This window comes from Polynucleobacter sp., assembly GCF_040400325.1.
Taxonomy (GTDB): domain Bacteria; phylum Pseudomonadota; class Gammaproteobacteria; order Burkholderiales; family Burkholderiaceae; genus Polynucleobacter.
In genome coordinates, this window is record NZ_JBBAQK010000003.1 from 107,595 (window position 1) to 131,910 (window position 24,316).

Sequence of the window (24,316 nt, forward strand, 5' to 3'; positions counted from 1 at the left end):
TCAATCTCTAGTTCCAGTATCTAATCGTAGCAGGAGCCGCTTTCATCTTCAGTCTTTCACCAGTATCGCTGACTTTTTTACCATCAATCCTGTAAAGACGAATCTCCTGGTTATGGGCATCTTGCACTAATACATTGCGACCATCGGGGGTAAATGCTTGACCCTGCAACCAATGACCGCCCTTCACCTCTGACAGATACTCTAACTTTCCATTGTCTATAGCAAATAGCTTATAAACAGCCTCACCATAATAAGAGGAGGCTCTAGGTTTGTTACTACCATTAATGACGGTTACGCCAATCAGCTTGCCATTCGGAGAGAAGGAAACACCCTCAGGAGTTTGACCTACCGTCACTGTATCTACCACCCTTGGAGGATCCATACTTAAATCGATCAAGCTCATGGTGTCAGCATCGCCTTGGCCTCCGCCAAGATTGCCTACTACTGCATACTTTCCGCTAGAGTCGATATCAATACTATAGGGCTTCAGTCCAGCAAAGATCGTTTTCTTATTGAGTGTGATATTGCTGCCGTTAATATCGAGAATAGAAATTTGGTTATCTCCATCACGCGTTAACAAGGCACGACGACCGTCAGGCGTAATCACAATCTGACTTGGTCCAGTTTTATCACCAATAGTAATTTTTTGTTTCTCAGTGAGCTTTTGGCCTTTGATTTCTACAATAGATACTGTGCCACCTGCGCGATTTGGAACCAATGCAAGATCACCAGCTCGATTCACTGCTAGACCCGAAGGCCCTGCACCCAAAGAAATCGTGTCCACTACTTTTAATGGATCCTTGCCACTGCCTAATGCCACTAGAGAAATGATATCTGATGGAATTACTTTATTAGGATCGTTTGGATCTAACTTTGTTGCAGCCGTGACTAAAGCGTATTTTTTATCAGGCAATATCGCAATCGAAGCTGGTGGGCCCACCAAAGAAGTAGGCATCACCAAATCAAAGTGAAGTCTTAATTTATCATCCTTTAACTCTACTAAGGCAAGAGTATCTGGAACCTTGCCAACCTTACCAACTCCATCCACTAATAACGCCCTGCCATCCTGAATGGAAAGAAATTTAGAAGAATCAGAACCTCCAATTCCGGCACAAGCCGATAAAGTTAAGACGGAAATGAGAGACAGCGGCGCGACTACGTATTTAATTTTCATGATTATTCAACCTTTGCACCAGAAATCTGCACCAAACGAGCCCACTTTGGAATCTCTACTGCAATGAGATCTCTAAATTCAGCCGGAGTACTACCAACACCTTTTGAACCTTGCTCGGCAAATGTTTTTTGAACTTCGGGATCATTTATAACTTTCTTGATGGCTGCCGCTAGCTTATTAATAATTACCTCAGGGGTTTTTGCTGGAGCCAAAATACCATTCCAGAGAACCACCTCATAACCAGGCAGCACCTCATCAATCGCAGGAACGTTGGGAATGCGTGACGACCTGGTCTTAGTTGTAACACCCAATGGACGTAACTTATCACTATCGATAAAGGGCAATACTTCGACTAGGGGGGAGAACACCAACTGAATCTGACCAGCTAACAAATCTGCATTGGCTGGTGCCCCGCCCTTATAAGGTACGTGGGTCATCTTCCCTTTGATCATGCTATTAAACAATGCGCCAGAAAGATGCTGTGAGGTACCATTTCCTGCAGAACCATAAAACAGCTCTTTTTGTTGTGCTAATTTAATAAATTCATTTAAATCTTTGGCTGGCATCTCCGGACTGACCATCAAAACATTAGGTATTAATGCAATTTGTGAGACAGGAACTAAATCTTTTTGCAAACTAAAAGTAAGATTTTTAAATAAAGACATATTGGTTGCTAAGGTACTGGTCGCCATCAACAAGGTATACCCATCTGAGGGTGCATTAACAACAAACTGAGCTCCTATATTACCTCCAGCACCAGGCTTATTATCCACCACCACATTTTGACCTAATTGCGCCTTGAGTTTTTGTGCAATCAAACGTGCCGTAATATCAGTACTTCCACCTGGCGATAGGGGTACTACTAAAGTAATTGGTTTTTGTGGCCAATCACTTTGGGCAAAGGCACCACCAATCCAAAGACTTGAAACGAAAATCGCGATTAATTTATTCATGAAATGACTCCTTCTCTTTTCTGACATAACGCTAAATTAGCGCTGACCATCACCAACAGAAATTTGCTCGACGCGTAGACCACCTAAACGCTCGTGCACCCTTGAACCAGTAGACATTGCTAAGGTATAGACTAATTCGTCTGGACGTGGTGAGTCCACCATGCCAACGTCAATCGTATTAAAGTGACTACGTATATAGCAGGCCTCAATATGGTGGAGTGGAATTTGCAAACGATATCCTGCGGCTGCAACTACTTTTGAAGCAGGAACAATCGACTTCGCATTGGTTAATACTGCTCGCATTGCCCAACCACCAGCCTCATGCCAAATAGCACCATGCTCTAATTCTCCATCAAGACCAACGATTGCCCCTTTTCCATAAGTTTCAATCTTGTCTTTACCGCCCAAGGCATCAATCAACTCGATAACCATTTCATTTGCCATTTCGCGAGCATCTTTTACTAAGCCCGAGAGATCTTCAACATAACGACCTGCATAAGGATTTTTAATCACGCAAGCAATCACACCAATCTTTAAGGGCACCTTAGCTACAGGACCTCTCTCGTGATATACGGTTTCAATCGAAAGTAATTTTTTTCTAATCTGAATTAATGACATCTTTGTCTCCTATAAATGAAATTAAATTAGCTTCTCACCAAACTGAACTCCGGCCCATTCTTCAATATGGTGGATTGGAAATACATTGTCTTTATCTCCATCACCCTGTGATAAAGCAAATGCCAAGAATTGACGGGCTGCAGGATTGACTTGCATCGGCACACCTAACTTTTCTGCCTCATCGATACACATCTTCACATCTTTATGTAATAGCTCTGTAGTAAAGCGTACTGGGAAACTGCGATCTAAGACGCACTGTGGAATTCGCTCCAGCGTTGCGAAGGAACGACCGCTAGACACATTGATGACATCAAGCATTGTCTTTGCATCTAAACCAGCCTTCACTCCATAAACCAAAGCCTCACAACTTGCAATCATGCTAGTGGCATATAAGGTGTTGTTAATAATTTTTACTGTCTGACCTAATGTCGGATCAGCACCAAGATAGAAAATATTCTTTCCTAGAGCTAATAGGATCGGCTTGATCTTTTCAAAGATATCTTTTGGACCGGAAGCCATCACGGCTAAGGTGCCTTTTTCTGCAGCGACAATGCCACCACTCACCGGCGAGCCAATCATTGGGATATTCTTCTGCTCCAACATAGCAGCCACTTGCTTTGTAACGGATGGGCCAGTGGTTGATAAATCCACCACGATTTTTACCTGACTCCCCTGAGCGACATCTGCAGCGACATCCGCAACTATTTGAGGCATTGGCAGGCAAAGCAATACTGTTTCCACCTTAGATGCTAAATCCTTAGCAGAGGCACAAATCTTTGCACCTGATTGAGAAAGCCGCTCTAATGCCTTCTGACTCTTGTCATAGATGTAGAGCTCGTATCCTGCTGCAATCAGGCGATTAGCAAAATGAAATCCAATATTGCCAACGCCAATCAGGCCAATCTTCATGTCTCCTCCAACCATTCTTATATTTTTGAAAACAATACTTGAAGCGAGTTGGAAAGCTAACCCGTACATACCATTAGTGTTAATGAATTTAGCTTAAATTAGCAGTTTGGTATGCTTTTTATTTAGCAACCCATAACTTTAAGTTATGGGATTGGGGAAAGTAGTATCTCAATGAATTTTTCAGCATGGGTTCCCTGACGATCAAAAACCGAACGCGCAATAGAGGGTTTAAGCAAAATATCTTGCTCTAGTGGCCTAACTTGCAAGCCAACCCAGGCGCCGTTGGAAACCGTAAACTCATCAACGATCGCCACCCCCATGCCTGCCCGAACCAGGGAACAAGCCACCTCAGTTTGGTGAATATGGATACGTGAATTAAAGACTAAGCCTGCAGACTCGAATGCTGTACGTACTAATTTTCCAAACTGGATCGATGGATGGTGAGAAATGAGTTCGTATTGGGATAAATCTTCCAATGAAATTTTTTGTTTGGGTGCAAGCGGATGTAGATCTGGAATCACGCAAACCATTCTGCCAGTCCGAAATGCTTGTACCTCTAAATTAATATGCTCCAAAGGAAGTACTGAAACAGCCAAATCAACTTTGTTACTTAAAATTTCTTGAGCCATGCTATTGAGCATAGTGGTGTGATAGTTCACCTGAATTCCGGGATAGCGTCTTGTAAAACGGGTTATTGCTTCTGGCATCACCGAATAACTCAAACAGGGGCTAGAGGAAATATTGAGAACACCGGCAGGACCATGTAAAAGATCAGATGCAAAATCATCTACGCGCTGTGCGTGTTGATAAAAGTCCTCAACCTCGTTATATAAAGCCTCGCCCTCGGGGGTCGGAACCAACTTTCCCTTAACGCGATTAAATAATTTATAGCCTAGAGACTCTTCTGTCTGGGAAATGAATCGACTAACTGCTGGCTGAGAAATAAATAGCATTTTCGCAGCTCCACTAATGGTTCCAGTCAGCATGACTGACCTAAAAACTTCCATCTGACGCAAACGAAACTTCATAGCAGCCTTATCGGCATATCCTTATTGATGAATATATTTGGTGTAGAGCACTTGAGTGCCATTACGTCCGTATCCTTTGGCAACCAATTCACTATACAAACGTTTGGCCAGGGATAATGCGGGCATATCTAATTTATTCTTATCTGCTTCATCCAAAGCGATACCCAAGTCCTTTAGGAAATGTTCAACATAAAAGCCGGGGGCAAAATCATCAGCAATCATTTTTGCCCCTGAATTAAGCAACTGAAAACCTGATGCTGCACCACCACCAATAGACTCCATCACTTTGCTTGCGTCAAGACCTGCTTGCTTGGCATAAGCCAATCCTTCACTCACACCCATAATGGTGCCTGCAACCACAATCTGGTTACACATTTTGGTATGTTGACCAGCACCTGGTCCACCCTGCAAGACGATATTAGTTCCCATCATTTTCAGAATGGGTACCACTGCATCAAAATCAGCCTGTTTACCGCCAACCATGATTGAAAGCTTAGCGTTACGAGCGCCAATATCTCCACCAGATACTGGAGCATCCAATGAATGACAGCCTCTTTTTTCAGCCTCTTGCGCAATGCGTACTGCAAGTGAAGGGCTTGAAGTTGTCATATCTATTAAATAAGCATTTTTTGCTTTATCTAAGATCTTGCCTGCGCCAAAATAAATCTCTTCCACATCAGACGGATATCCCACCATCGTAATAATGACATGAGAGCTCGCAGCTAGATCACCTACTGTGTCACACCACTTTGCACCCTTCTCTACTAAAGCATTGGTTTTCTCTTTAGAGCTGTTGTATACATTGACAGGATAACCCGCAGTAAGCAAATGTCCTGCCATGCTCGCCCCCATAATTCCAAGTCCAATAAATCCGATGGAAGGTTTCTGATTTGAGTCCAAGTTGTTTTCCTTATTCAATACCAATGATAATTAGCTATAGTAACTGAACTCAATAAGCTCCTGATATCAACAATTACAACAGGGAGTGATATTTAAAGATTACTCTGCGGTAATCTTGGCTGCTTTTACAACCTTGCCCCATTTAATAATTTCAGCCTTCAAAAATCTGTCAGCCTCCTCGGGGGAGTTGCCAATCACCTCTGAGCCACCATCCGTTAGGCGCTGATAAAGTTCTGGCGTGTTGAGGGCTTTAACGACTTCAGCATTTAATTTGTTAATGATTTCTTTTGGAGTTCCTGGAGGAGCTACCATCCCAAACCAAGCTACCGCCTCAAATCCTTTCACACCAGTTTCTGATAAGGTGGGTACATCAGGTAACTGAGGATGGCGCTTCATAGTAGTGACGGCCACAGGACGCAATTTACCACTCTTAAAATGGGGCATCAACGCAACTAAGTTATCAAACATCACTTGAATTTGACCTCCCATGAGATCAAGATGAGCTGGGCCTGAGCCTTTATAGGGAACGTGAACCATATTGATTCCTGCATCCAATTTTAATTTCTCTGCAGTCACATGATGTGAAGTTCCAATCCCTAAAGAACCAAAGTTAACCTTTTCAGGATTCATCTTTGCGTACTCAATAAATTCGCTAACATTTTTTGCAGGGAAACTAGGATTGACAGCTAATGCGAGGGGTGATTGAGTAAATACCGTTACTGATGAAAACGCACCAGTGTCGTAGCGTAGATTTGAGTAGGCGGTAGCTCCAACCGGTAAAGCAGCTGTTGATATTAATAAGGTGTAACCATCTGGTGGAGCTTTAGCAACAAAATCGTTCGCAATAGTGCCCCCAGCACCAGCTCTATTTTCAACAATAAATGGCTGTCCCATTGAGAGCGTTAATTTATCTGCAACTGATCGAGCGATGGTATCGGATGCAGAACCAGCTGCAAAAGGAACAATTAGCTTTACTGGCCTTGTAGGGTAAGCCTGAGACATTGCTACACCCGTGTACAGCAATGAAATAGTAATCAATACTTTACCAAGTAACTTATGCATCTGATAACCCTTAGAAAGATTTGGTGAAAAATTAGACGGCAATTTCAACTAACTCAAAGTCACGCTCTAATGTAGTTGTTCTACGTAAGTCTCTTCTTTGAGAAAGGTCGTAACGAGTTCCGCGATGCAAAGTCGAGCGGTTATCCCACATTACGTAATCTCCAGGACGCCAAATATGAGAATATATAAATTGAGCTTGAGTTGCATGCTCCAATAATTCGGCAACTAGTAATCTACCCTCAGGAACCGTTAAATCACTGACTTGAGTGATGTGGACACTTGGAAAAATTACTTTTCTACCAGAGCCTGGATGAATATGTACCAAAGGACGCTCTACTTGAGGAAATTTTTCTAGCTGTTCCTGAGAATAATCATTGTCACCCAACATCATCCTTGAGTGAAATGCGGAATGCCAGCCTGTTTTATCCTCTACATAATGCTTGGTAGATTCAGGTAGGGCATCCCAGGCGGCCCTTAAATCTGTCCACTGCGTTTGTCCACCCTCCTCCGGCACCACAACAGCCGACAACATGGAATATTTAACTGGGAGATGCTGAAAAGTGCTATCGCTATGCCATAACTGATTAGCTAATACACCAATTAATTTTTTATTATCTTTATTTGCTATCGACCCATCTAAAGCTACATTACCTATATCTATTAGTTGATCATGCTTGAAACGCGTGGGTGCACCAGTCGCCTTTCGCAACCCAGAATCAAGTGGACCAAATTGAAGTGAAAGATTGATTTGCTCATCCTGACTTAAAGGTTGGTCCCTAAAAACCAATACAGCAAATTGGTCCATTCCGCGATCAATTGCCTCAATAGCCCCCTGCTCTAAAGGCTTATTTAAAGATATTCCGCTGACCACACCCACAAATGAGGGTCTTGAGGGATTCTCGGGTGCAATTACTAAACTCATAGATGTCTCCAACTTCCTAATTTAGACATTGTTCAGCATAACTATTTTTAGTGGCTGCCATATCAGTAGTAACCCTTAAAATATACCCTCAATTTAAACAAGAACATCATTTACCTCTCCAAAATTTATGGTGATAAGCGCTTGGGTTATCCTAGATTTTTTTAAAGAAACTATTGGTTAATTAACTCATGACTACTACTGATTTTGAGACTGATTTTTGGAAACATGCTGAGGTAAGGAAAATCTGGGATGACATTATTCCAGGTCAACCCAGAAAAACAATTCCTTATACATTAACGCTTGAAGCAATTCAAAAACTTTGTAAAGTATTGGGCGATATGCACCCTATCTATTTTGACGAGGACTATGCCAAGACAACTCCTTATAAGGAAATCATCGCTCCGCCAGCAATTCATATTCTGCTCATGTTTTCGTGCACTCCAGTAGATGACTGGATGCGTAGCCCTGGAACAATTAATGCGAGACAGTCTTGGAGTTATAACCTTCCTGCAAGGCCTGGTGATGTCATTAGACTAGAGGCAAGGGCACTAGATAAATTTATTAAAAAAGATCGCCTGTTCGTCATTCATGACAACGTTTTCTTTAACCAAAATAATGAAGTTATTTGCTCTGGTCGAGGCTGGACTATACGCCCTGCCTAACTACTCATTCACCTTATAAATTAAATTAGAGACTAATATCATGAGCACTGCATTTGAACAATTTAGTATTGGGCAAAAAATTACTGGGACATCCTTTCATCCAACTCGAGAGTCTATCCGAGAGTTCTGTGAAGCCTCTCTAGACTTTAATCCCCTTCATCTTGATGATGAATATATGAAAAACAGTTTTGGAAAAACCCAGTTTGGAGGAATCATCATGCATGGTATGAATAATTTTGGAGTCATTTCCAAAATGCTGACCGATTGGCTATACCCTCTTGGAGGGATTCACAGAAGACTGGAAACTCGCTGGGCGTCACCAGTAAAACCTGGGGATACGATTACCCCAAGCGCCATCATCACCTCTTTAAAGTCAACCCAAAAAGGTCATTGGGTCTCATTGGAGGTTAGTGTTAATAATCAAAGAAATGAAGTAGTTGCTGTAGGTGAAGCTCTTGTTGAGTTTCCAATGATGGTTCAGTGAAAACTAAGGGGTAATCAATGAAAATATTTTCTTACTTTCTACAAAAAATGCTTGTTGTTCTATTGATACTTTTCACAAGCGGAGCATATGCACAGAATTATCCCATCGGCCCAGTGAAGATTGTGGTTCCATTTCCGCCAGGAGGCACTACCGATATTCTTGCCCGCGTGCTAGCCAATGAACTCACAAAAAAATGGGGGCAGTCGGTTGTAGTGGACAATAAACCAGGAGCTAGTGGCACGATTTTTTCAGAGCAGTTAACAAATATGCCGCCTGATGGTTACACCCTAATGGTTACAGCCACACATCATGTCATCAACCCAAGTCTCTATAAAAACTTAAAGTACAACACTCGTACAGACTTTACCCCTATTAGTCTGGTTGCAGGCGTGCCTAATGTATTAGTGGTTAACCCAGCTTTTCCAGTAAATAGTATCCAAGAGTTAATAACTTTTGCCAAAGCCAATCCCGGTAAGGTGATGTTTGGTTCATCTGGTACCGGGGGTGCAAATCATCTATCAGGGGAGTTATTCAAATCAATGGCAAAAATAGACATGGTGCATGTGCCATATAAGGGTGCCGCCCCTGCCCTAAATGATCTTTTAGGCAATCAAATCTCAGTCATGTTTGACTCTATTCCTGGGGTTCTGAGTCATATCAAAGCTGGAAAGCTTCGCGCTCTTGGAGTAACTTCTTTAACTCGAAGTTCAGCATTACCTCATGTTCCCACCATTAGCGAATCAGGACTTAAAGGATTTGAAGCTCTCGCCTGGTTTGGAATGTATGCTCCACCCCAAATGTCCCCAGAATTATTGAAGAAAATTTCTGGTGATGTTCTAGCAACTCTACAGAGCCCTCAAGTCAAAAATCAATTTTCTGAACAGGGCGCTGATGCTGGCAATATGTCTCAAGCTGAGTATGCTAAATATGTCGATACTGAAATAAGCAAATGGGCTAAGGTGATCTCAGATGCAAATATTAAAATTGATTAATCGTGACCCTTCAGAAATCAAGCAGTAAAAATTCGGGGGCTTTATCCCACATTAGAGTTCTAGATCTTTCTAGAATCTTAGCGGGTCCGTGGTGCACACAAAATCTAGCTGACTTAGGTGCTGAAGTAATTAAAGTAGAGCGTCCTGGGAACGGAGATGATACGAGAGCCTGGGGGCCTCCATGGATCAATATGGAAGGAAAGATATCAAGTTATTTTGCCGCTGCAAATCGTGGGAAAAAATCGCTCACCCTTAACATCTCATCCCCTCAAGGAAAAAAAATTATTAAAGAGTTGGTCAAGATTAGTGATGTTGTTATTGAAAACTATAAACTCGGCGATCTAAAACGTTATGGCCTAGACTATGAAAGTCTAAAAGTAATCAATCCTAAATTAGTCTATTGCTCTATTACCGGTTATGGTCAAGATGGTCCTAACGCTCATAAGCCTGGATACGACTTTGTATTCCAAGCAATTGGTGGAATGATGAGTATTACTGGTGAGGCCGATGCCGAGCCTAGTGGTGGGCCGCAAAAAGTGGGTATAGCAATTGCCGACGTCATTACTGGTATGTATAGCACCATTGCCATTCTTGCCGCCCTCAATAGTCGCGATAAAACGGGGCTTGGCCAGTATATTGATATGGCATTACTAGATGGCATCATTGCTCTAGGCGGCAATCAAATCACAGGTTTCTTTGCTGATGGCAAAGTACCTTTTCGTTATGGTAATGCACACGCAAGCCTTGTTCCCTATCAAGTGTTTGCCGTTAAAGATGGGGAGATCGTGATTGCTGTTGGCAACGACACTCAGTGGCAACGATATTGCGAAGCTATCAATCGCCCCGACTTAGCAAAAGATCCAAAGTGGGAAAAGGTAACAGGACGAATTACTGGGCGCTCAGAGTTGATCCCACAACTTGCCAAAACGATGCTTGAAAAAGGCATGAATGAGTGGATCACCATACTGGAACAATATGATGTTCCTTGCGGACCCATTAATAATTATCAGCAAGTATTTGAAGATCCACATGTCATTCACAGAGGGGTCAAGGTAGATACTCCTTATGATGATGGTTCGATCATTTCCACCATTGCAAGCCCTCTTAGGCTCCAGAGCACTCCACCAGAATATAAGCGCCCTCCCCCAAAACTGGGAGACTCAAACTTTGAAATTCTGAATCAACTTTTAGGTTATTCAGTAGAGTCAATAGAGCAACTGAAGAAAGAAAAAATAGTCTAGGTGGATAATCCCAAGACTATTTCACCCAGGTCGTAAATTCCTCAACTGGTGCACGGGGGGTCTGGAAGGTGTTTACTTTGTGGGATTTGTCTGCATAACCAATAGCCATACCGCAGACCAGCATCTCATCCTCACCAGCTCCAATGACTGGGGTAATGATCTTGCTAAATTTATTCCATGCAGCCTGGGGGCAAGTTGCTAAGCCATGACTTTGCGCCGAGATCATGACGCTTTGCAGGAACATCCCATAGTCGAGAATTGATCCGGTACCCAAGTCTTTATGAATAGTAAAAAAGAGTCCTACTGGCGCATCAAAAAATCGAAAATTACGTTGATGCTGCAAAAACATCTTGTCTTTTTCGCCCTTCTCTATACCCAATAAGCCGTAAAGACTCCAGCCATTTTCACGACGACGCTCGATATAGGGACTAAACCATTTTTCTGGGTAATAACTGTAGGTCTCTTTATATTCATCTGCTAAAGCTGGATTATTTGAAACAGCTTCATAGGCTTGACATACTCTTTCGCAAAGTTCATCTCGAATTTTTCCCTCTAGGGCATACACCTTCCAAGGCTGGGTATTGGTTCCGGATGGCGCTCTACTGGCCACCTGAAGGATATGATCAATTAATTCGCGTGAGGGCAATTCCTGGGTGAACGCCCTTATAGACATTCGCGCGTTAATTACTTCATCTACTTTTGTATTACTCATCATCAAAACCTTATAGTCAAATACCGAGCTTCCAAAAGAGAATACTCTACTGTAGATATATAGAGATATGTTAAAAAAGTTGCCCTTAAGACAATGTCCAAGGGTAGCAAAAAACCATCCACCCCCCCCGCACCTTATTTATTTATTTTTCCCAAATACTCCCATCAAAGGATGGGGGTGAAGGTTGAGTCCAAGAGACGGGATATTTTACAGAGCCCACTCCTAGTCGACTCCAAATATAAGCAACGACAAAAATAATGGTGACGCCAGATAAGACCGATATTCCCAAATGGATAAAGTCAGCATGTCCATGGATCATGATCAGCGGGTTTGCTCCAGCAGGGGGATGGACACATCGCACTATTAATAAGACAGCAATCGTCACCACTACCGCAAGCACATAAACCCAAAAAGCATCTCCGAATAATTGGTAGGCAATGATTCCAATAAGGGCACTAATTAAGTGGGCACCAAAGACTGCTCTTGGTTGTGCAGCTGGTGCCGTAGTCATCACAAATAAAAATAGAGCAGTTCCACCTAAGGATGCCAACATCAGTGGAGATAAAACGTTCGTTGCCCATAAAGCCAAACTAATGGCTACTGAAGATCCCAGTAAAACCCATAACAAACGCAGAATTAGAATTTTCAAACGACCTGATCTTCATCTATGATTGCCCAAGTACTATCGCCTAATTTTTTGACGGCCATTAAATAATTCCATCCATCTGGAATACCGCAACTCCAATCTTTGGGGCCATTTTGAATCAGTAGATTTGTCTGATTACGCTCATCGTAATAGAGGTGATAAATTTTTCCATGAATAGGGTTAAAACCAAATTTAGCGCAATGAACCATTTCAGTAGCATCTAATCGAGCTTGTAAAGCTCTTGCTTGCTTCATGAGAACTTCAGCTTGCTCCATGATGCGGTCGTATTCTAGTTTGGCATTCTGTCTAGCGACATTGACTGCCTTATCTTTTTCTTCAACTACCTTAATAGGAGCAAAAACTGGCGCACCAACCTCCATCGGGTATTCAATACCGGCATGTCTTGCTGGATCAGTATCTTCTATTCTCATCTTGACTCCAAATTCCTCAATAAATAACGTAATCTTTTTCTAAGCCTGAAGCTATTAAACCTTAGTCTTAACCAGCCATAAAGCTCCTGGTCCAAATACTCTAGAAATTGCATGCCGATTGTTTGCAAAAAACCGGTAGCCCATCTTTAAAATAGGCTGCATTGATTTTCTAGAAAAGATCCAAGCCAATGTTGGTAGATCCGCCCTACGATACGCCTCAGGGAAAACTGTTACACCATTAATCAGGGTGCCATCTGCGTATTGCCCATACATTGCTGCTAAAGCTTCTTCGCAGGACACCCCAACTTTCAGCGGATCGTAAGCTGTGGAATTGATATCCACAAAACCTAATAAGTCTGCCTGATTACGACCTGACAAAAACAGAATCTCTGCCTGACATAAAGGGCAGGCGCCATCATAAAAAAGGGTTAATTTTTGAAGATTCTGGTCCATTAAGTAATTTTAAGACTTATTCAATAAACTAGCTGAGGTCCTATATATCTAAGAATATGGATATCGCAAGGAATTAATACTGGAAATCTTTAAATGATCGGCAAAATTAGGCAAAAATTGATCTCTCTTGAGCCTGTTTTAACAAAGCAGGATCCTGTTTTGCTATGCCCGATATGTGAGAGAGCTATTCCTAGCTCACAAAAAGATGCGCATCACTTAGTACCAAAGTCCAAAGGAGGCAAAGCTACTGAGTACTTACATCGCATTTGCCATAAGCAAATTCATGCATTATTTACGGAAACAGAATTGGCAAATCAATTCAATCATGCCGCCATTCTCAGAGGTCATCCTGATATGCAAAAGTTTATTCAATGGGTAAAAACTAAGCCTGATAGCTTTTATGAAAAAACCCGCAAAAGCACTCGCTTAAAAAGTGCTTAAGCGAAAGAGTACTTCTGATCTTAATCATGTCTCTATTGAATATTTTTAATCTACAGTGACATCTGCACTCTTAACCAACTTTACCCAAAATTTTTCATCTTCAGACAAAAATTTTGCAAACTGTGCTGGTGAAGTAGAGAGTGAAACATCAGTCCCCTCTCGTGCTAGCGAGGCTTTAACATTGGGTTGCTTTAAAGCCTCTTGAGTAGCCTCATACAACTTTTGCACAATGGCTGGAGGTGTACCTGCCGGCACAAATAGGCCATACCAAAACTCAATTGCGTAATCTGGAAGACCTGCCTCTCTCATCCCAGGAAGACTTGAGGCAAGTGGTGAACGCTCTTTTGCAGAAATCGCTAACCCCTTTAAACGCCCCGCTTGAATCATTGGCAAAACTGAAGGAGGAGTGCCAAATGTCAATTGCGTATCACCAGCGATAACCGATTGAATTGCTAAGGACCCTCCACGAAAAGGAATGTGTGTCATTTTGATATCCGCAATCTGACTAAATAATGCAGCGGCTAAGTGAGGAGCGGAACCATTTCCAGAGGTAGCGTAATTAAGACCGCCTGGATCTTGCTTCGCCTTAGCAATTAACTCTTTGACAGAATTAATTCCAGTAGCAGGATTAACGGCAATCACCACTGGTGAGCTCGTAATTTTACTGATCGGCTGCAGATCGCTTGGCTTGTAGCCCAACTTGGGATTCAGGGCTGGATTCACAGAAATACTACTCGGGCTGGCAATGAGGATGGTGTATCCATCGGGAGCAGACTTAGTCACTTGCTCAGCGGCAATACTTGAGCCAGCGCCTGGCTTATTTTCAATCACGATAGATTGACCTAAGGCCTGACCCAGTGGGACGCTGATATTACGAGCAACATAATCTGCCGCACCGCCTGGTGCAAAACCCACAATTAATTTAATCGGTTTATTAGGATAGGCTTGCGCTTGAATATTGAAAGAAGTTATCCCTAATATGACAAGTAGTAATAGTTTCAATTGAGACATTAGCTTTCCTCCTGCGTTCCCGCCAAGATAATTTTTCCAAGATGCTGGTTTGTATCCATCATCAATTTCGCTTCCAGTAATTTATCAAAGGAGAGTGTTCGATAAATCATGGGCACAATCTTGCCAGATTCAATTAGTGGAAGAATCAGCTTTTTAAAATCAGGCATTGCTGCTGACCGTTGCTCTGCTGTACGTAACTTATTCGATACACCAAATAACTTCAAACGTTTAGCGTGCAGGACCTCAATATCCATCTCTGTTTTTAATACGCCATCTACATAGCCTACAGTAGCTAAGCGACCCTCAAAAGCCATTGCCCGAATACATTCGGCAAAAACTGAACCACCAACGGTGTTCACTACTAAATCTACTCCCTTGCCAGCAGTCGCCTTCATCACAGCGTCATAAAAATTGGGTGCTCTTGTGCAAATTCCGAGATCTAAACCTAAAGCGTTAAGCTGATCTAACTTTTCTTGGGATCCAGAAGTACCAATCACTTTTGCACCCAATGCTTTTGCCATAGATAAAGCTGAGACGCCAACACCTGAAGTGACTCCGGTAATAAAAACCCATTCGCCAGGTTTTAGTTGGCCTTGCACTACCAGCATATCAAATACCACTAACGACGTTAGCGGTACTCCGGCAGCTTGATTCCAATCTAAGGATGAAGGCATCATCATTGTTTCTGGCTCGGACATTAAAGCGTATTCAGCAAATGCTCCTGGACAGCGTCCCATCACTCGATCACCTGGCTTAAACCCAGTGACACTAGGCCCACAACTCACTACCTCGCCTGCAGCTTCCATACCAATTTGCTTAGCAGCCCCCGCCTTATGAAGGCCATGACTCAGAATAAATTCCCCGCGATTTAAACCAGCTGCCTTCACTCGAATTAATAGCTGATCTGAGCCGGGCACTGGTCGCTCAATCTCGCGGAGATTGATATCGGCATTTACACCATCACTTTGCATCCAATATGACTTCATCTTTTACTTTCTAATATTGTTATTTACCGCGGAACACGGGCTTGCGTTTTTCCATAAATGCACGACGCCCTTCCGAATAGTCTTCGCTATCAAAGCAGTCACGAATTAATTGACGGCATTGATCATGATCAACCTCAGGTGAAGCCTTCAGAATTTCAGCAATGATTAATTTACCAGCGCGTACCGTAATCGGGGCATTGGCAGCCAAAGCCTGTTTATATTCAGCTTGTAAAGCCATTAAGTCTCCGGGCTCAGAGACGCGGGTAATTAAACCAATCTCACGGGCTTCCTGGGCATCGATCCGCCGAGCGGTAAAGAAAAGATCTTTTGCCATAGCAGTACCTACCAAATCGACTAAATTTTTCAAAGCAGAATAACGATATCCAAGACCTAAACGCGCAGCTGGAATAGCAAAGACTGAATCGCTACTCGCAATTCGAATATCACAACTCATTGCCACATTGACACCACCACCAATGCAATAACCCCGAATACACGCCAAGGTGGGCTTGCTGAAGTGATAAATTCCCATAAGGGCTTGTTCGGCCATCAACTCATAGCGCGCTACCGCTTCTTGAGCGGCTCGCATATCTTCAAATTGGGTAATATCGGCACCTGAAACGAAGGCTTTCTCACCTGCGCCCGTGAAAACCACTAAGCGAATACGATCATCCTCCTCGGCAGTATGTAATAGAGGTACTACTGCCTCCCACATATCTGCTGAGAGCGCATTGTGACGCTCTGGATTATTAAATTGAATTTGTAAAGTGCTGCCATCCTCGTCTAACCAAACTTTTACCCGTTCAGTAATCGATTTATAAAGAATATCGCTCATTAATAGACTCCTTTTGATTTCAAGCTGACGAGCTCGCTAGCTTCTAAGCCAATTTCTTTCAAAATTTCTTCGCTATGCTCACCCCGCTTAGGGGCAGACCGGACTATCGTACTGGGGGTACGCTGGAGTTGGACTGGTTGGCCAACCATCTTTTGCGGACCATGATGAATCGATACGACATCTTTCACAATTCCCAGATGCTGAACTTGCGGCTCTTCAAAAACACTTTTTACATCATTAATGAGACCGCAAGCTACTCCCCCCTCATTAAAACGCTCAACCCAATACGCACAATCCTGAGCGGCTAGGCGACAATTAATTTCAGCATTAATAGAGTCGCGATGAATGGACCTGCCTTGCTTATCTTTATAGCGTTCATCAGTCACCCATTCAGGGGCTCCGAGAATATCGCAAAAACGTTCCCAAATCTTTGAACCAAATACGGCAATATTCATATAACCATCTTTGGCTTTATACACTCCAGTTGGAATGCTAGTGGGATGGTAGTTACCAGCCTGAGTTGGAATATCACCATCAATTAACCAGCGAGAGTTTTGAAAATCCATCATGTACACCATGGATTCTAATAATGAGGTATGTAACCACTGTCCCTTGCCAGATGTCTCGCGCTCTAATAAAGCAACTAAAACACCCTGTGCAGCAAAGACGCCTGCACATAAATCCGCAATTGGAATACCTACTCGCATCGGGCCATCGCCCGTCTTACCAGTGACTGACATCAAGCCGCTCATGCCCTGTGCAATTTGATCAAAGCCAGGTCGCTGTGCTAGTGGACCACTTTGACCAAAACCTGAAATACTGGCATATACCAAACCTGGATGATCCTTGCTAAGCGTATCGTAATCAATGCCTAAACGCGACTTCACATCTGGACGAAAGTTTTCTACCACTACATCAGCACTAGCAATTAAGCGCTTCAAAATAGCAATGCCTTCAGGCTCTTTCAGATTGAGCGTAATAGAACGTTTATTACGGTGGGTGTACTGGTAATCGGAACCATCTTGACCACCTAGTGTGTCATCACCCCGCATATGTTCTGGCATTTGCACTTGAATAACATCGGCGCCCCAATCTGCTAATTGACGACAAGCTGTAGGACCAGCGCGTACCTGGGTCAAATCAATCACGCGAAAACGGGATAAAGCAGAAGAAGCTGGCATGTGAGGCATAAAAATTACTCGATTATGAAAGAAAATTGATGGGGAATGACATTAAGCTGCTATTTGATTCTTTAAGACTTGTCCGCTGGCAAACAAACGGAGATTTTCAACAAACAATTCTAAAACTCTTGCCTCGTTTCCTGCTGAGTGCCCAGCTGAATGAGGAGTAACGATGACATTTTCGATGCTCCACAACGGAGAGTTAGCATCTAAAGGCTCGGAAGCAAATACGTCTAAATATGCGCCAGCTAATTTCTTACTTTGTAATGCGGTAATTAATTCAGGCTCGCAAATAATTTCTCCACGAGCAATATTCACTATACGAGCACCATCTGGCAATAAATCAATAACGGATTGATCAATTAGATTTCGGGTTTCCTTACTTAAAGGGCAAGCCAGAATGAGCCACTGCGCCTGCGGCAGAACCTGTTTCATTTGTGAAATGTGAATCACATTAGAAGCAGAATGTTTTTGTTGTTTGAGAGCATCATTAAAACCAAGCAAGATCGTTTTTACACCAAACACCTCTAATACTTTAGCAATACCACTCCCTATTGGACCCCTACCCACGATGACAGCTGTCTGACCACTTAAATCTGGCGGTAATGGGTAATTAATTAAGGAAGCCCAACGACGTTCAGCTTGGGCTTGTAACATTTTTGGGAAATGTCGTGCCAACATAAGAATGCCGGTAATCGCAGTTTGCATCACAATCGGAGCATTAACGCCCGATGAACCCGAGATGGTCACACCTTGTTTCATCAGATCAAGATAGATTTGACGATCAGCTCCTGCAGAATGTAACTGCACCCACTTCAAATCCGAAGCATTTAAGAGTAAATCATAAAAAAACTGGGTTGATGGGATGATTTTTTGCTTTGTAGAGGTAGCAGTTACATCTCTTGATATCAAAGCAGCATCAAATTGAACGCCTGGTTTTTGCTCTTCGCTATTGAGCAACTCAATAGCTAAATCAGATTCCCTATTGATGAGATTTTGCAAATCAATGAATGATTTTGGGCTAAGTAGAACCCGCAGAGGTGTTTTAAAGTTTCGGGAAGTCATACAGTCGCGCAGGATTTGAAATCAAGGTAATAGTCTTGCTTGGATAAGTTTATACCCTTACCCATAATGAGCAAGAGAGTAAGAGAAGCGCAAAGACTCCTCTCTGAAAAAAGATATTCCGCATTGATGTCTCCAATGTTTAGCGATAATGATTTTGTATTTTTATTTTTTACTTACTGACTGCTATCTACCATGGGCTAAATCCTTAGCCCTCAACAAACCATGCTACCTCAAATTCATAATTCTCAAGTTAGTCTTTAAAGCTCGGATCCATCCGCTCTACAAACCTTAACAAGCCCGGCCACTCCATCAAACCATACGGACGACGAGTTTGAGGCTGATAGTTCATATAGGTTTCTTCCAATACGGCGGCTGGCACTTCTTGCAGGGGGGTATTACAAGCCATCGCTGCTAGTTGAGCTCGACAAGATATTTCAAGGCGATGCATCCAATTAAATGCTTCACCCACAGTTCTACCAACAGTTAGTAAGCCGTGATTTCGTAAAATCATTGCTTCAGCATTTCCTAAATCACGTAATAACACTTCTTGCTCTGTCATATCGAGCACTACCCCCATATAGTCGTGGTAGCTAATCTTTAAAAAGCGCATTGAAGTTTGATTAATCGGCAGCAAACCACACTTCAGGGATGAAATCGCCATACCAGCCGGTGTATGCGTATGAATAACACAATCCACTTCAGGACGCGCTTTATGAACAGCGCTATGCAGTATGTATCCCGGCTTATTGAAGCCATAATTCAAGTCCCCAAAATCCGGCTTGAACAAAACTTCGCCATCATGACTAATTTTGAGAAAGCAAGAAGCTGTCATTTCTTCATACATCATTCCGTAGGGATTCGTTAGGAATGCGTCCTCTTCACCTGGGACGCGAATCGTAATGTGATTTGCCATCATGTCTGACATTCCATAATGGGCTATCAAGCGATAGCATGCCGCTAAATCGACGCGAGCCTTCCACTCTTCTGGAGTGACTTGATTCTTTAGAGAGGGTAGTTGCAAACGACCTAAATTCATGATTTCTACCTAATGATGTACTAATGGTATTTTAATGATTGAAAGACTTAATAACTCATTTTTGACCATAATTTAGCCAAATCTCGAACTGCTAAACCTTGGGCCCCTAATACCCCACCTGAGAGGGTCTGAGCGATCTGAAGACCAACCCTTGGTTCTGCCAACTCATGAAATTTATCGACCAATTCTTGATCACTTAATGGCTCATCTGGATCGCCATGACGAGTTAGTTGATGCTGCTGATAAATTGTGCCGTCATTCATCTCTATCTCTACCTTTGCTGATCTATGCAATGGAAATTTAGCAGCACATTCTGGATCAATCACTAACTCAATCTTTTCTTCCATGGAGTAAATCTGATGGTTGGCCAAGGCTTTCTCCAGAAATGCTCGCTCTCGCACTCGCCCCAGGATAATTCTGGCAGACACCGTATAAGTCAAACTGAACTTTGCTTCAAACGGCGTCTGAGGATGTATATAGTGGCATACCTCTGCAGTTGCCTTATAGCCACCAACACGAATTTTTTTAATTTGCTCTGGATCAATGGCGTGCTCATTGAGCAAATAAGATACTGCATCAATTGCTGGGAAGTTATGTCCGCAGCAACCATGATTCTTAAATGTTATGTGCTCGATATTCCAACTTGAGCCCAAACCAAGGAATAACTCATTCCATCGAGGATTTTCACAAAGGGCCGCGCCAAATCCCGCATCCCCCTCTAATAAATCAGGAGTGCCTGTCATGCCAGCATATGCAGTCAGTGCGGCATTTAAACCAAGCTCTGCAGCATGCCCTGGATGCATCGGCTTAGTCATCGAATCAGAACGAAATGCCTGCTGCAGTCCGCTAGCAAAAGTACCTGCAGTAGCTAATGCATTGCAAGCTTGGGAAGCATTCAGCCTTAAAAGATAGGCGCAGGCAGCGGCTGCACCAAATACCCCAACAGTTCCTGTTGTATGAAAGTATCGATAATGACTTGGCTGTATGACCTTACTAATACGAGTAGATACCTCGTAGCCAATAATGATGGCATGCAGTAAATTGTCTACAGAATCATTACGAGACTCTGCTAGCGCAAACGCAGCAGAAATCGTTGGGCAAGCAGGATGGTACGCACCATCCCTAAAAATGTCATCAAACTCAGCAATGTGCGAGATAGTGCCGTTCATAAAAGCAGCAGCTCTCGCAAAGACCTTCTTCTGACTTCCAGCAACTGAACATTTGCCTACACCGAACTCTTCGCTGTAAGCATCCCTTAATCGTGAAGCCGCATCAGTATCTGCACCAGCAATTAATGCACCATGCCAATCCAATAAAGCACGGCGAGCACTGTGAATCGTTTCCTGAGAGAAGGTAGTTTGGTAACTACCTTCTATGAACTGCCCAAATTCTTCTAAAAGGGTCATGATTTACTCAGGTTTTGCCCCAGACGCTTTGACAATCGGCGCCCATAATGCATGGTCATTTTGTACAAACTTGGTAAATTCCTGAACACTCATTGGTACAGGATCAGCGCCTAATCCAAGCAGCTTCTGCTTAATTGCAGGCTCCTCTAAAATACTCAAGGTTGTTTCATTCAACTTCTTAACGATGGCTGGATTAGTCCCTGCTGGGGCAAAGAAACCAAACCAGGCACCGGTAGCAATATCTAACCCAAGCTCATTTAAGGTAGGTAAATCAGGAAGAGCGCTAATTCTCTTCTTGGAGGAAACCGCAATAGCATTCAACTGGCCTGCCTTAATCAAAGGCACTACAGATGGTGCAGTTGCAAACATAAACTGTAAACGACCGGCTACTAAATCACGTGTTGCTTCAGCACCCTTATAAGGAATATGTAATGCCTCCACACTTAATTTTTGAGAAAACAAATAACTAATTAAATGGGCAGTAGTACCAATTCCAGTAGAGCCGTAATTAATTGCATTAGGATTTGCCTTTAAATAGGCCGTAAATTCTTTCCAATTCTTGATACCGCTAGTTGCTGGTACTACCAGGATATTGGGAACATCACCTAAAAGTGCTACTGGTTGCAAAGCTTTCTGAGGATTAACGGGTAAATTTCCGAATAGCGTTGGGTTTATCGAGATTGGTCCAATTGAACTAGCAAGCAAGGTATAACCATCTGGAGCAGCGCGGCCAACAATTTCTGTACCTAAATTACCAGCAGCTCCAGGTTTATTTTCCACAAGCACAGGCACCTTCCAGCGAATGCTCATTTGATTACCAACTTCCCGCGCCAAGATATCCGTAGTCCCCCCAGCGGTAAATGACACGATGATCTTAATGGGCTTATCTGGGTAGTTTCCCACTCCCTGAGAAAATGCTTGGGATACTAAAACCAAAGCGCAACCTAAGAGTACTGCTATTTGTTTGATATAGCTCATATGTCTGCCTCTTTATTTTTTTATATTGAATCAATCACCGCTACTCACTATGACCGCTGATTAAAGCGTCTGTCAAATACCTCTTCAGCAATTCTATTCTTCAAAATTTCAATCGAGCCGCCAGCGATCATCCAGCCACGTGTCCGCCTAACGCAATACTCGACCAAGGTCTCTTGGCTATATCCAGTAGCGCCCATAATTTGCATAGCCTCATTAGCCACCTCAAACCCTGTATTGTTACAAACTAGCTTGGCAGCAGTGGTTTCATAAGACGATGGTAACCCAGCTTCGGCATTAACTGCAGCACGATATAACATCAACTGTGCTGCATCAAGTTTGACAGCCATATCTGCAAATTTCCATTGAATTCCCTGAAATTCACAAATTTGTTTGCCAAACTGCTCTCGAACTGAAGCATATTCCTTAGCCTTATTAAATGCATAGCGGCCCAAGGCAAGTGCTCGTGATGAATTACCAATTCGCTCAACATTAAACCCACTAATTTGTTTTTTAAATCCGCCTGGCCCAAGTAAAAGCCCACTATCAGAAATAAAGCAATCCTCAAAATACAACTGTGACCACTCTTCACCGCTCATAAAACTATTCGGTTGTCCAACTGTTAAGCCGGGCGCATCTCGATCAACCAAAACAGAGCCAATCCCTTCTAGTCCTGGACCAAAACGGACATACACTAAAAAGACACCGGCCTCTGGGCTATGAGTTGAAAACACTTTTGAACCATTAATTAAATAACCACCATCTACTTTTTTTGCGGAAGTAGCTAACTCCGTCACCGCAGATCCAGCACCAGGCTCGCTCATACCCAAGCCCAGGATCTTCTTACCCGCTAATAAATCCGGTAGATATTGTTCTTTTTGTGCCTCGTTTGCATATTCAACAAAGGTTCGAATGGCTCCAAAGTTTCCAGCCTGAACTACATCAGCTGATTTTGGGCAATGCAGAGCGACTTCCTGAATTGCAATAACAGCATCCATCAAAGTTCCACCCATGCCACCATCTTTTTCTGGAAAAGTAATGCCTAGCAAACCCTGTGAGCTAATTTTTTGAGCAATGGCCCAAGGGTATTTTGGGCTGTGCGCACGCTCTAGTGCGCCAGGGGCTAACTCTTTTTCCGCAAACTTGGCTACAGCCTCTGCAAATGCCTTTTGTTCACTATTTAAATGAAAATTCATGATTTACTTTCTTCCATTTCTTGAGGTATGCAGCTTAATCATCTATTAGCTGACACCATTTTGTGGTGAACCAGCAGCATAAGCATTAATGTTGTCAAAGGCGATTCCAAAATACGCCTCATAGTTATCTCTTTCCACAAACCCAATATGCGGTGTACATAGGCAGTTTGGCAAATGCAGTAAAGGATGATCGGCACCCAGCACAGGTTCAGATTCATAGGTATCTACTGCCGCATAGGCTGGCCGCCCCTTTATAAGACCTGCCTCTAGAGCTCCAAACTCAATTAACTCAGCGCGGCTAGCATTAACTAGCAATGCAGTAGGTTTCATTAAGGCTAAATCTTGAGCCGTAACAATATGACGCGTTTCTTCATTCAGCCTGAGTTGCAAACAGACGATATCGCTATTACTAAAGAATGCTTCTTTAGAATTTGCAACCGCAAAGCCATCCTCTTGCGCCTTTTTTAGACTACTCTCACGACCCCAAACCAAAGGTTTAGCACCAAAGGCTTTTCCTAAATGACAAACTTGTTTACCTATCCTGCCAAATCCATAAACACCTAATACTTTTCCTGATAACTGCTCGCCCAAATAGCCTTGCCATTGACCATTCTTTAATCTAGTCACCTCTTCAACCAATCTTCGAAGTGCAGCTAAGATCAAAAGCATATTCAGTTCAGCAGTCGCTGCCCCCGAACCTCTACCATCCATTACGATAATACCCCTGGCCTTGCAAGCCTCAAGATCAACATGAGAGGCCATTTTTCCAGTTTGTGAAATGACTTTAAGTTTTGGCAGACGTTCCAATAACTCTTTAGTAATCACGGTTCTTTCTCGAATCAGTACGATCGCATCTGCATCTTGATAGCGCTCCACAAGGGCTTCAGTCGTGCTAACAGTATCGTTATAAATCTTGACAGTGTGACCTTTCAACTTCTCAAAGCACGCAAGCTGACGGATACAGTCTTGATAATCATCAGAAATCACAATATGCATA

The 24,316-nt window shown here is 42.9% G+C and carries 27 protein-coding genes; 5 read left to right on the top strand and 22 right to left on the bottom strand.

Features of this window, described 5'->3' with window-relative positions; translation table 11 throughout:
• Positions 1–7: 7 nt before the first annotated feature.
• From ABWP14_RS04255 to ABWP14_RS04290, 8 genes are all read right to left on the bottom strand, one after another.
• Positions 8–1,174, bottom strand: a complete 1,167-nt coding sequence (locus ABWP14_RS04255) for a lactonase family protein (protein WP_353201745.1) — start codon at positions 1,172–1,174, stop codon at positions 8–10.
• Positions 1,175–1,176: 2 nt separating this feature from the next.
• A complete protein-coding gene (locus tag ABWP14_RS04260) occupies positions 1,177–2,127 on the bottom strand; it encodes a tripartite tricarboxylate transporter substrate binding protein (RefSeq protein ID WP_353201746.1) in 951 nt (316 codons plus the stop codon).
• Between the two features lie 36 nt (positions 2,128–2,163).
• A complete protein-coding gene (locus ABWP14_RS04265) occupies positions 2,164–2,745 on the bottom strand; it encodes an amino acid synthesis family protein (protein WP_028819061.1) in 582 nt (193 codons plus the stop codon).
• A 21-nt stretch (positions 2,746–2,766) separates the two neighbouring features.
• On the bottom strand, positions 2,767–3,654 hold the full coding sequence (locus tag ABWP14_RS04270) for an NAD(P)-dependent oxidoreductase (RefSeq protein ID WP_353201747.1): 888 nt from the start codon (positions 3,652–3,654) through the stop codon (positions 2,767–2,769).
• A gap of 143 nt (positions 3,655–3,797) precedes the next feature.
• Entirely contained in the window at positions 3,798–4,682 is an 885-nt protein-coding gene (locus ABWP14_RS04275; protein ID WP_353201748.1) for a LysR family transcriptional regulator, read from the bottom strand.
• A 21-nt stretch (positions 4,683–4,703) separates the two neighbouring features.
• The gene (locus ABWP14_RS04280) at positions 4,704–5,582 is read right to left on the bottom strand and encodes an NAD(P)-dependent oxidoreductase (protein ID WP_353201749.1); all 879 of its coding nucleotides are present in this window, start codon (positions 5,580–5,582) and stop codon (positions 4,704–4,706) included.
• 99 nt (positions 5,583–5,681) lie between these two features.
• Positions 5,682–6,644, bottom strand: a complete 963-nt coding sequence (locus ABWP14_RS04285; protein ID WP_353201750.1) for a tripartite tricarboxylate transporter substrate binding protein — start codon at positions 6,642–6,644, stop codon at positions 5,682–5,684.
• Between the two features lie 31 nt (positions 6,645–6,675).
• Positions 6,676–7,566 carry a TauD/TfdA dioxygenase family protein gene (locus ABWP14_RS04290; protein ID WP_353201751.1) on the bottom strand — a complete coding sequence of 297 codons (891 nt, stop codon included), beginning with the start codon at positions 7,564–7,566 and terminating at the stop codon, positions 6,676–6,678.
• A 188-nt stretch (positions 7,567–7,754) separates the two neighbouring features.
• Between ABWP14_RS04290 and ABWP14_RS04295 the strand changes: the two genes are divergently transcribed.
• Genes ABWP14_RS04295 through ABWP14_RS04310 form a run of 4 tightly spaced genes read left to right on the top strand, consistent with a single transcriptional unit; the run spans position 7,755 to position 10,945 of the window.
• Positions 7,755–8,228: a MaoC family dehydratase gene (locus tag ABWP14_RS04295; RefSeq protein ID WP_353201752.1), complete on the top strand. Its 474-nt coding sequence runs from the start codon at positions 7,755–7,757 to the stop codon at positions 8,226–8,228.
• A gap of 40 nt (positions 8,229–8,268) precedes the next feature.
• On the top strand, positions 8,269–8,712 hold the full coding sequence (locus tag ABWP14_RS04300) for a MaoC family dehydratase (protein ID WP_353201753.1): 444 nt from the start codon (positions 8,269–8,271) through the stop codon (positions 8,710–8,712).
• A gap of 17 nt (positions 8,713–8,729) precedes the next feature.
• Positions 8,730–9,704: a Bug family tripartite tricarboxylate transporter substrate binding protein gene (locus tag ABWP14_RS04305; RefSeq protein WP_353201754.1), complete on the top strand. Its 975-nt coding sequence runs from the start codon at positions 8,730–8,732 to the stop codon at positions 9,702–9,704.
• Between the two features lie 2 nt (positions 9,705–9,706).
• Entirely contained in the window at positions 9,707–10,945 is a 1,239-nt protein-coding gene (locus ABWP14_RS04310; RefSeq protein WP_353201755.1) for a CaiB/BaiF CoA transferase family protein, read from the top strand.
• Between the two features lie 16 nt (positions 10,946–10,961).
• Here the strand turns inward: ABWP14_RS04310 and ABWP14_RS04315 are convergent, their stop codons facing one another.
• The 4 genes from ABWP14_RS04315 to ABWP14_RS04330 form a co-directional block, all read right to left on the bottom strand.
• Entirely contained in the window at positions 10,962–11,657 is a 696-nt protein-coding gene (locus ABWP14_RS04315; protein ID WP_353201756.1) for a nitroreductase, read from the bottom strand.
• Between the two features lie 142 nt (positions 11,658–11,799).
• The gene (locus tag ABWP14_RS04320) at positions 11,800–12,306 is read right to left on the bottom strand and encodes an HPP family protein (RefSeq protein WP_353201757.1); all 507 of its coding nucleotides are present in this window, start codon (positions 12,304–12,306) and stop codon (positions 11,800–11,802) included.
• Positions 12,303–12,734, bottom strand: a complete 432-nt coding sequence (locus ABWP14_RS04325) for a DUF2452 domain-containing protein (RefSeq protein WP_353201758.1) — start codon at positions 12,732–12,734, stop codon at positions 12,303–12,305. The genes ABWP14_RS04320 and ABWP14_RS04325 overlap by 4 nt, the downstream gene beginning before the upstream one ends.
• A 54-nt stretch (positions 12,735–12,788) precedes the next feature.
• On the bottom strand, positions 12,789–13,187 hold the full coding sequence (locus ABWP14_RS04330; RefSeq protein WP_353201759.1) for a thiol-disulfide oxidoreductase DCC family protein: 399 nt from the start codon (positions 13,185–13,187) through the stop codon (positions 12,789–12,791).
• A gap of 93 nt (positions 13,188–13,280) precedes the next feature.
• On the opposite strand from ABWP14_RS04330, the gene ABWP14_RS04335 reads away from it, so the two are divergent.
• A complete protein-coding gene (locus tag ABWP14_RS04335; RefSeq protein WP_353201760.1) occupies positions 13,281–13,628 on the top strand; it encodes an HNH endonuclease in 348 nt (115 codons plus the stop codon).
• A gap of 45 nt (positions 13,629–13,673) precedes the next feature.
• Here the strand turns inward: ABWP14_RS04335 and ABWP14_RS04340 are convergent, their stop codons facing one another.
• The 10 genes from ABWP14_RS04340 to ABWP14_RS04385 all read right to left on the bottom strand — a co-directional run bounded on the left by ABWP14_RS04340 (position 13,674) and on the right by ABWP14_RS04385 (position 24,315).
• Entirely contained in the window at positions 13,674–14,639 is a 966-nt protein-coding gene (locus tag ABWP14_RS04340; RefSeq protein ID WP_353201761.1) for a Bug family tripartite tricarboxylate transporter substrate binding protein, read from the bottom strand.
• Positions 14,639–15,625 carry a zinc-binding dehydrogenase gene (locus tag ABWP14_RS04345; protein ID WP_353201762.1) on the bottom strand — a complete coding sequence of 329 codons (987 nt, stop codon included), beginning with the start codon at positions 15,623–15,625 and terminating at the stop codon, positions 14,639–14,641. The genes ABWP14_RS04340 and ABWP14_RS04345 overlap by 1 nt, the downstream gene beginning before the upstream one ends.
• Positions 15,626–15,644: 19 nt before the next feature.
• A complete protein-coding gene (locus ABWP14_RS04350) occupies positions 15,645–16,460 on the bottom strand; it encodes an enoyl-CoA hydratase (RefSeq protein WP_353201763.1) in 816 nt (271 codons plus the stop codon).
• Complete coding sequence (locus tag ABWP14_RS04355) at positions 16,460–17,650, bottom strand: CaiB/BaiF CoA transferase family protein (protein WP_353201764.1); 1,191 nt, start codon at positions 17,648–17,650, stop codon at positions 16,460–16,462. Before ABWP14_RS04355 ends, ABWP14_RS04350 begins: the two co-directional genes overlap by 1 nt.
• Before the next feature lie 42 nt (positions 17,651–17,692).
• Complete coding sequence (locus ABWP14_RS04360) at positions 17,693–18,706, bottom strand: D-2-hydroxyacid dehydrogenase (protein WP_353201765.1); 1,014 nt, start codon at positions 18,704–18,706, stop codon at positions 17,693–17,695.
• Between the two features lie 250 nt (positions 18,707–18,956).
• Complete coding sequence (locus tag ABWP14_RS04365) at positions 18,957–19,742, bottom strand: class II aldolase/adducin family protein (protein ID WP_353201766.1); 786 nt, start codon at positions 19,740–19,742, stop codon at positions 18,957–18,959.
• A gap of 47 nt (positions 19,743–19,789) precedes the next feature.
• Entirely contained in the window at positions 19,790–21,148 is a 1,359-nt protein-coding gene (locus ABWP14_RS04370; RefSeq protein ID WP_353201767.1) for an MmgE/PrpD family protein, read from the bottom strand.
• 3 nt (positions 21,149–21,151) lie between these two features.
• Positions 21,152–22,126, bottom strand: a complete 975-nt coding sequence (locus ABWP14_RS04375) for a Bug family tripartite tricarboxylate transporter substrate binding protein (protein WP_353201768.1) — start codon at positions 22,124–22,126, stop codon at positions 21,152–21,154.
• Between the two features lie 47 nt (positions 22,127–22,173).
• On the bottom strand, positions 22,174–23,319 hold the full coding sequence (locus ABWP14_RS04380) for an acyl-CoA dehydrogenase family protein (protein WP_353201769.1): 1,146 nt from the start codon (positions 23,317–23,319) through the stop codon (positions 22,174–22,176).
• A 45-nt stretch (positions 23,320–23,364) separates the two neighbouring features.
• Positions 23,365–24,315, bottom strand: a complete 951-nt coding sequence (locus ABWP14_RS04385; protein WP_353201770.1) for a D-2-hydroxyacid dehydrogenase family protein — start codon at positions 24,313–24,315, stop codon at positions 23,365–23,367.
• Between the last annotated feature and the right edge of the window lies 1 nt (position 24,316).

Coding starts and splice junctions, on each gene's coding strand:
- ABWP14_RS04260 (WP_353201746.1), bottom strand. CDS start 2,127: ATGAATAAATTAATCGCGATTTTCGTTTCAAGTCTTTGGATTGGTGGT.
- ABWP14_RS04315 (WP_353201756.1), bottom strand. CDS start 11,657: ATGAGTAATACAAAAGTAGATGAAGTAATTAACGCGCGAATGTCTATA.
- ABWP14_RS04295 (WP_353201752.1), top strand. CDS start 7,755: ATGACTACTACTGATTTTGAGACTGATTTTTGGAAACATGCTGAGGTA.
- ABWP14_RS04350 (WP_353201763.1), bottom strand. CDS start 16,460: ATGAGCGATATTCTTTATAAATCGATTACTGAACGGGTAAAAGTTTGG.
- ABWP14_RS04290 (WP_353201751.1), bottom strand. CDS start 7,566: ATGAGTTTAGTAATTGCACCCGAGAATCCCTCAAGACCCTCATTTGTG.
- ABWP14_RS04340 (WP_353201761.1), bottom strand. CDS start 14,639: ATGTCTCAATTGAAACTATTACTACTTGTCATATTAGGGATAACTTCT.
- ABWP14_RS04305 (WP_353201754.1), top strand. CDS start 8,730: ATGAAAATATTTTCTTACTTTCTACAAAAAATGCTTGTTGTTCTATTG.
- ABWP14_RS04255 (WP_353201745.1), bottom strand. CDS start 1,174: ATGAAAATTAAATACGTAGTCGCGCCGCTGTCTCTCATTTCCGTCTTA.
- ABWP14_RS04265 (WP_028819061.1), bottom strand. CDS start 2,745: ATGTCATTAATTCAGATTAGAAAAAAATTACTTTCGATTGAAACCGTA.
- ABWP14_RS04355 (WP_353201764.1), bottom strand. CDS start 17,650: ATGCCTCACATGCCAGCTTCTTCTGCTTTATCCCGTTTTCGCGTGATT.
- ABWP14_RS04365 (WP_353201766.1), bottom strand. CDS start 19,742: ATGAATTTAGGTCGTTTGCAACTACCCTCTCTAAAGAATCAAGTCACT.
- ABWP14_RS04380 (WP_353201769.1), bottom strand. CDS start 23,319: ATGAATTTTCATTTAAATAGTGAACAAAAGGCATTTGCAGAGGCTGTA.
- ABWP14_RS04325 (WP_353201758.1), bottom strand. CDS start 12,734: ATGAGAATAGAAGATACTGATCCAGCAAGACATGCCGGTATTGAATAC.
- ABWP14_RS04330 (WP_353201759.1), bottom strand. CDS start 13,187: ATGGACCAGAATCTTCAAAAATTAACCCTTTTTTATGATGGCGCCTGC.
- ABWP14_RS04285 (WP_353201750.1), bottom strand. CDS start 6,644: ATGCATAAGTTACTTGGTAAAGTATTGATTACTATTTCATTGCTGTAC.
- ABWP14_RS04275 (WP_353201748.1), bottom strand. CDS start 4,682: ATGAAGTTTCGTTTGCGTCAGATGGAAGTTTTTAGGTCAGTCATGCTG.
- ABWP14_RS04375 (WP_353201768.1), bottom strand. CDS start 22,126: ATGAGCTATATCAAACAAATAGCAGTACTCTTAGGTTGCGCTTTGGTT.
- ABWP14_RS04360 (WP_353201765.1), bottom strand. CDS start 18,706: ATGACTTCCCGAAACTTTAAAACACCTCTGCGGGTTCTACTTAGCCCA.
- ABWP14_RS04335 (WP_353201760.1), top strand. CDS start 13,281: ATGATCGGCAAAATTAGGCAAAAATTGATCTCTCTTGAGCCTGTTTTA.
- ABWP14_RS04370 (WP_353201767.1), bottom strand. CDS start 21,148: ATGACCCTTTTAGAAGAATTTGGGCAGTTCATAGAAGGTAGTTACCAA.
- ABWP14_RS04345 (WP_353201762.1), bottom strand. CDS start 15,625: ATGAAGTCATATTGGATGCAAAGTGATGGTGTAAATGCCGATATCAAT.
- ABWP14_RS04300 (WP_353201753.1), top strand. CDS start 8,269: ATGAGCACTGCATTTGAACAATTTAGTATTGGGCAAAAAATTACTGGG.
- ABWP14_RS04270 (WP_353201747.1), bottom strand. CDS start 3,654: ATGAAGATTGGCCTGATTGGCGTTGGCAATATTGGATTTCATTTTGCT.
- ABWP14_RS04385 (WP_353201770.1), bottom strand. CDS start 24,315: ATGCATATTGTGATTTCTGATGATTATCAAGACTGTATCCGTCAGCTT.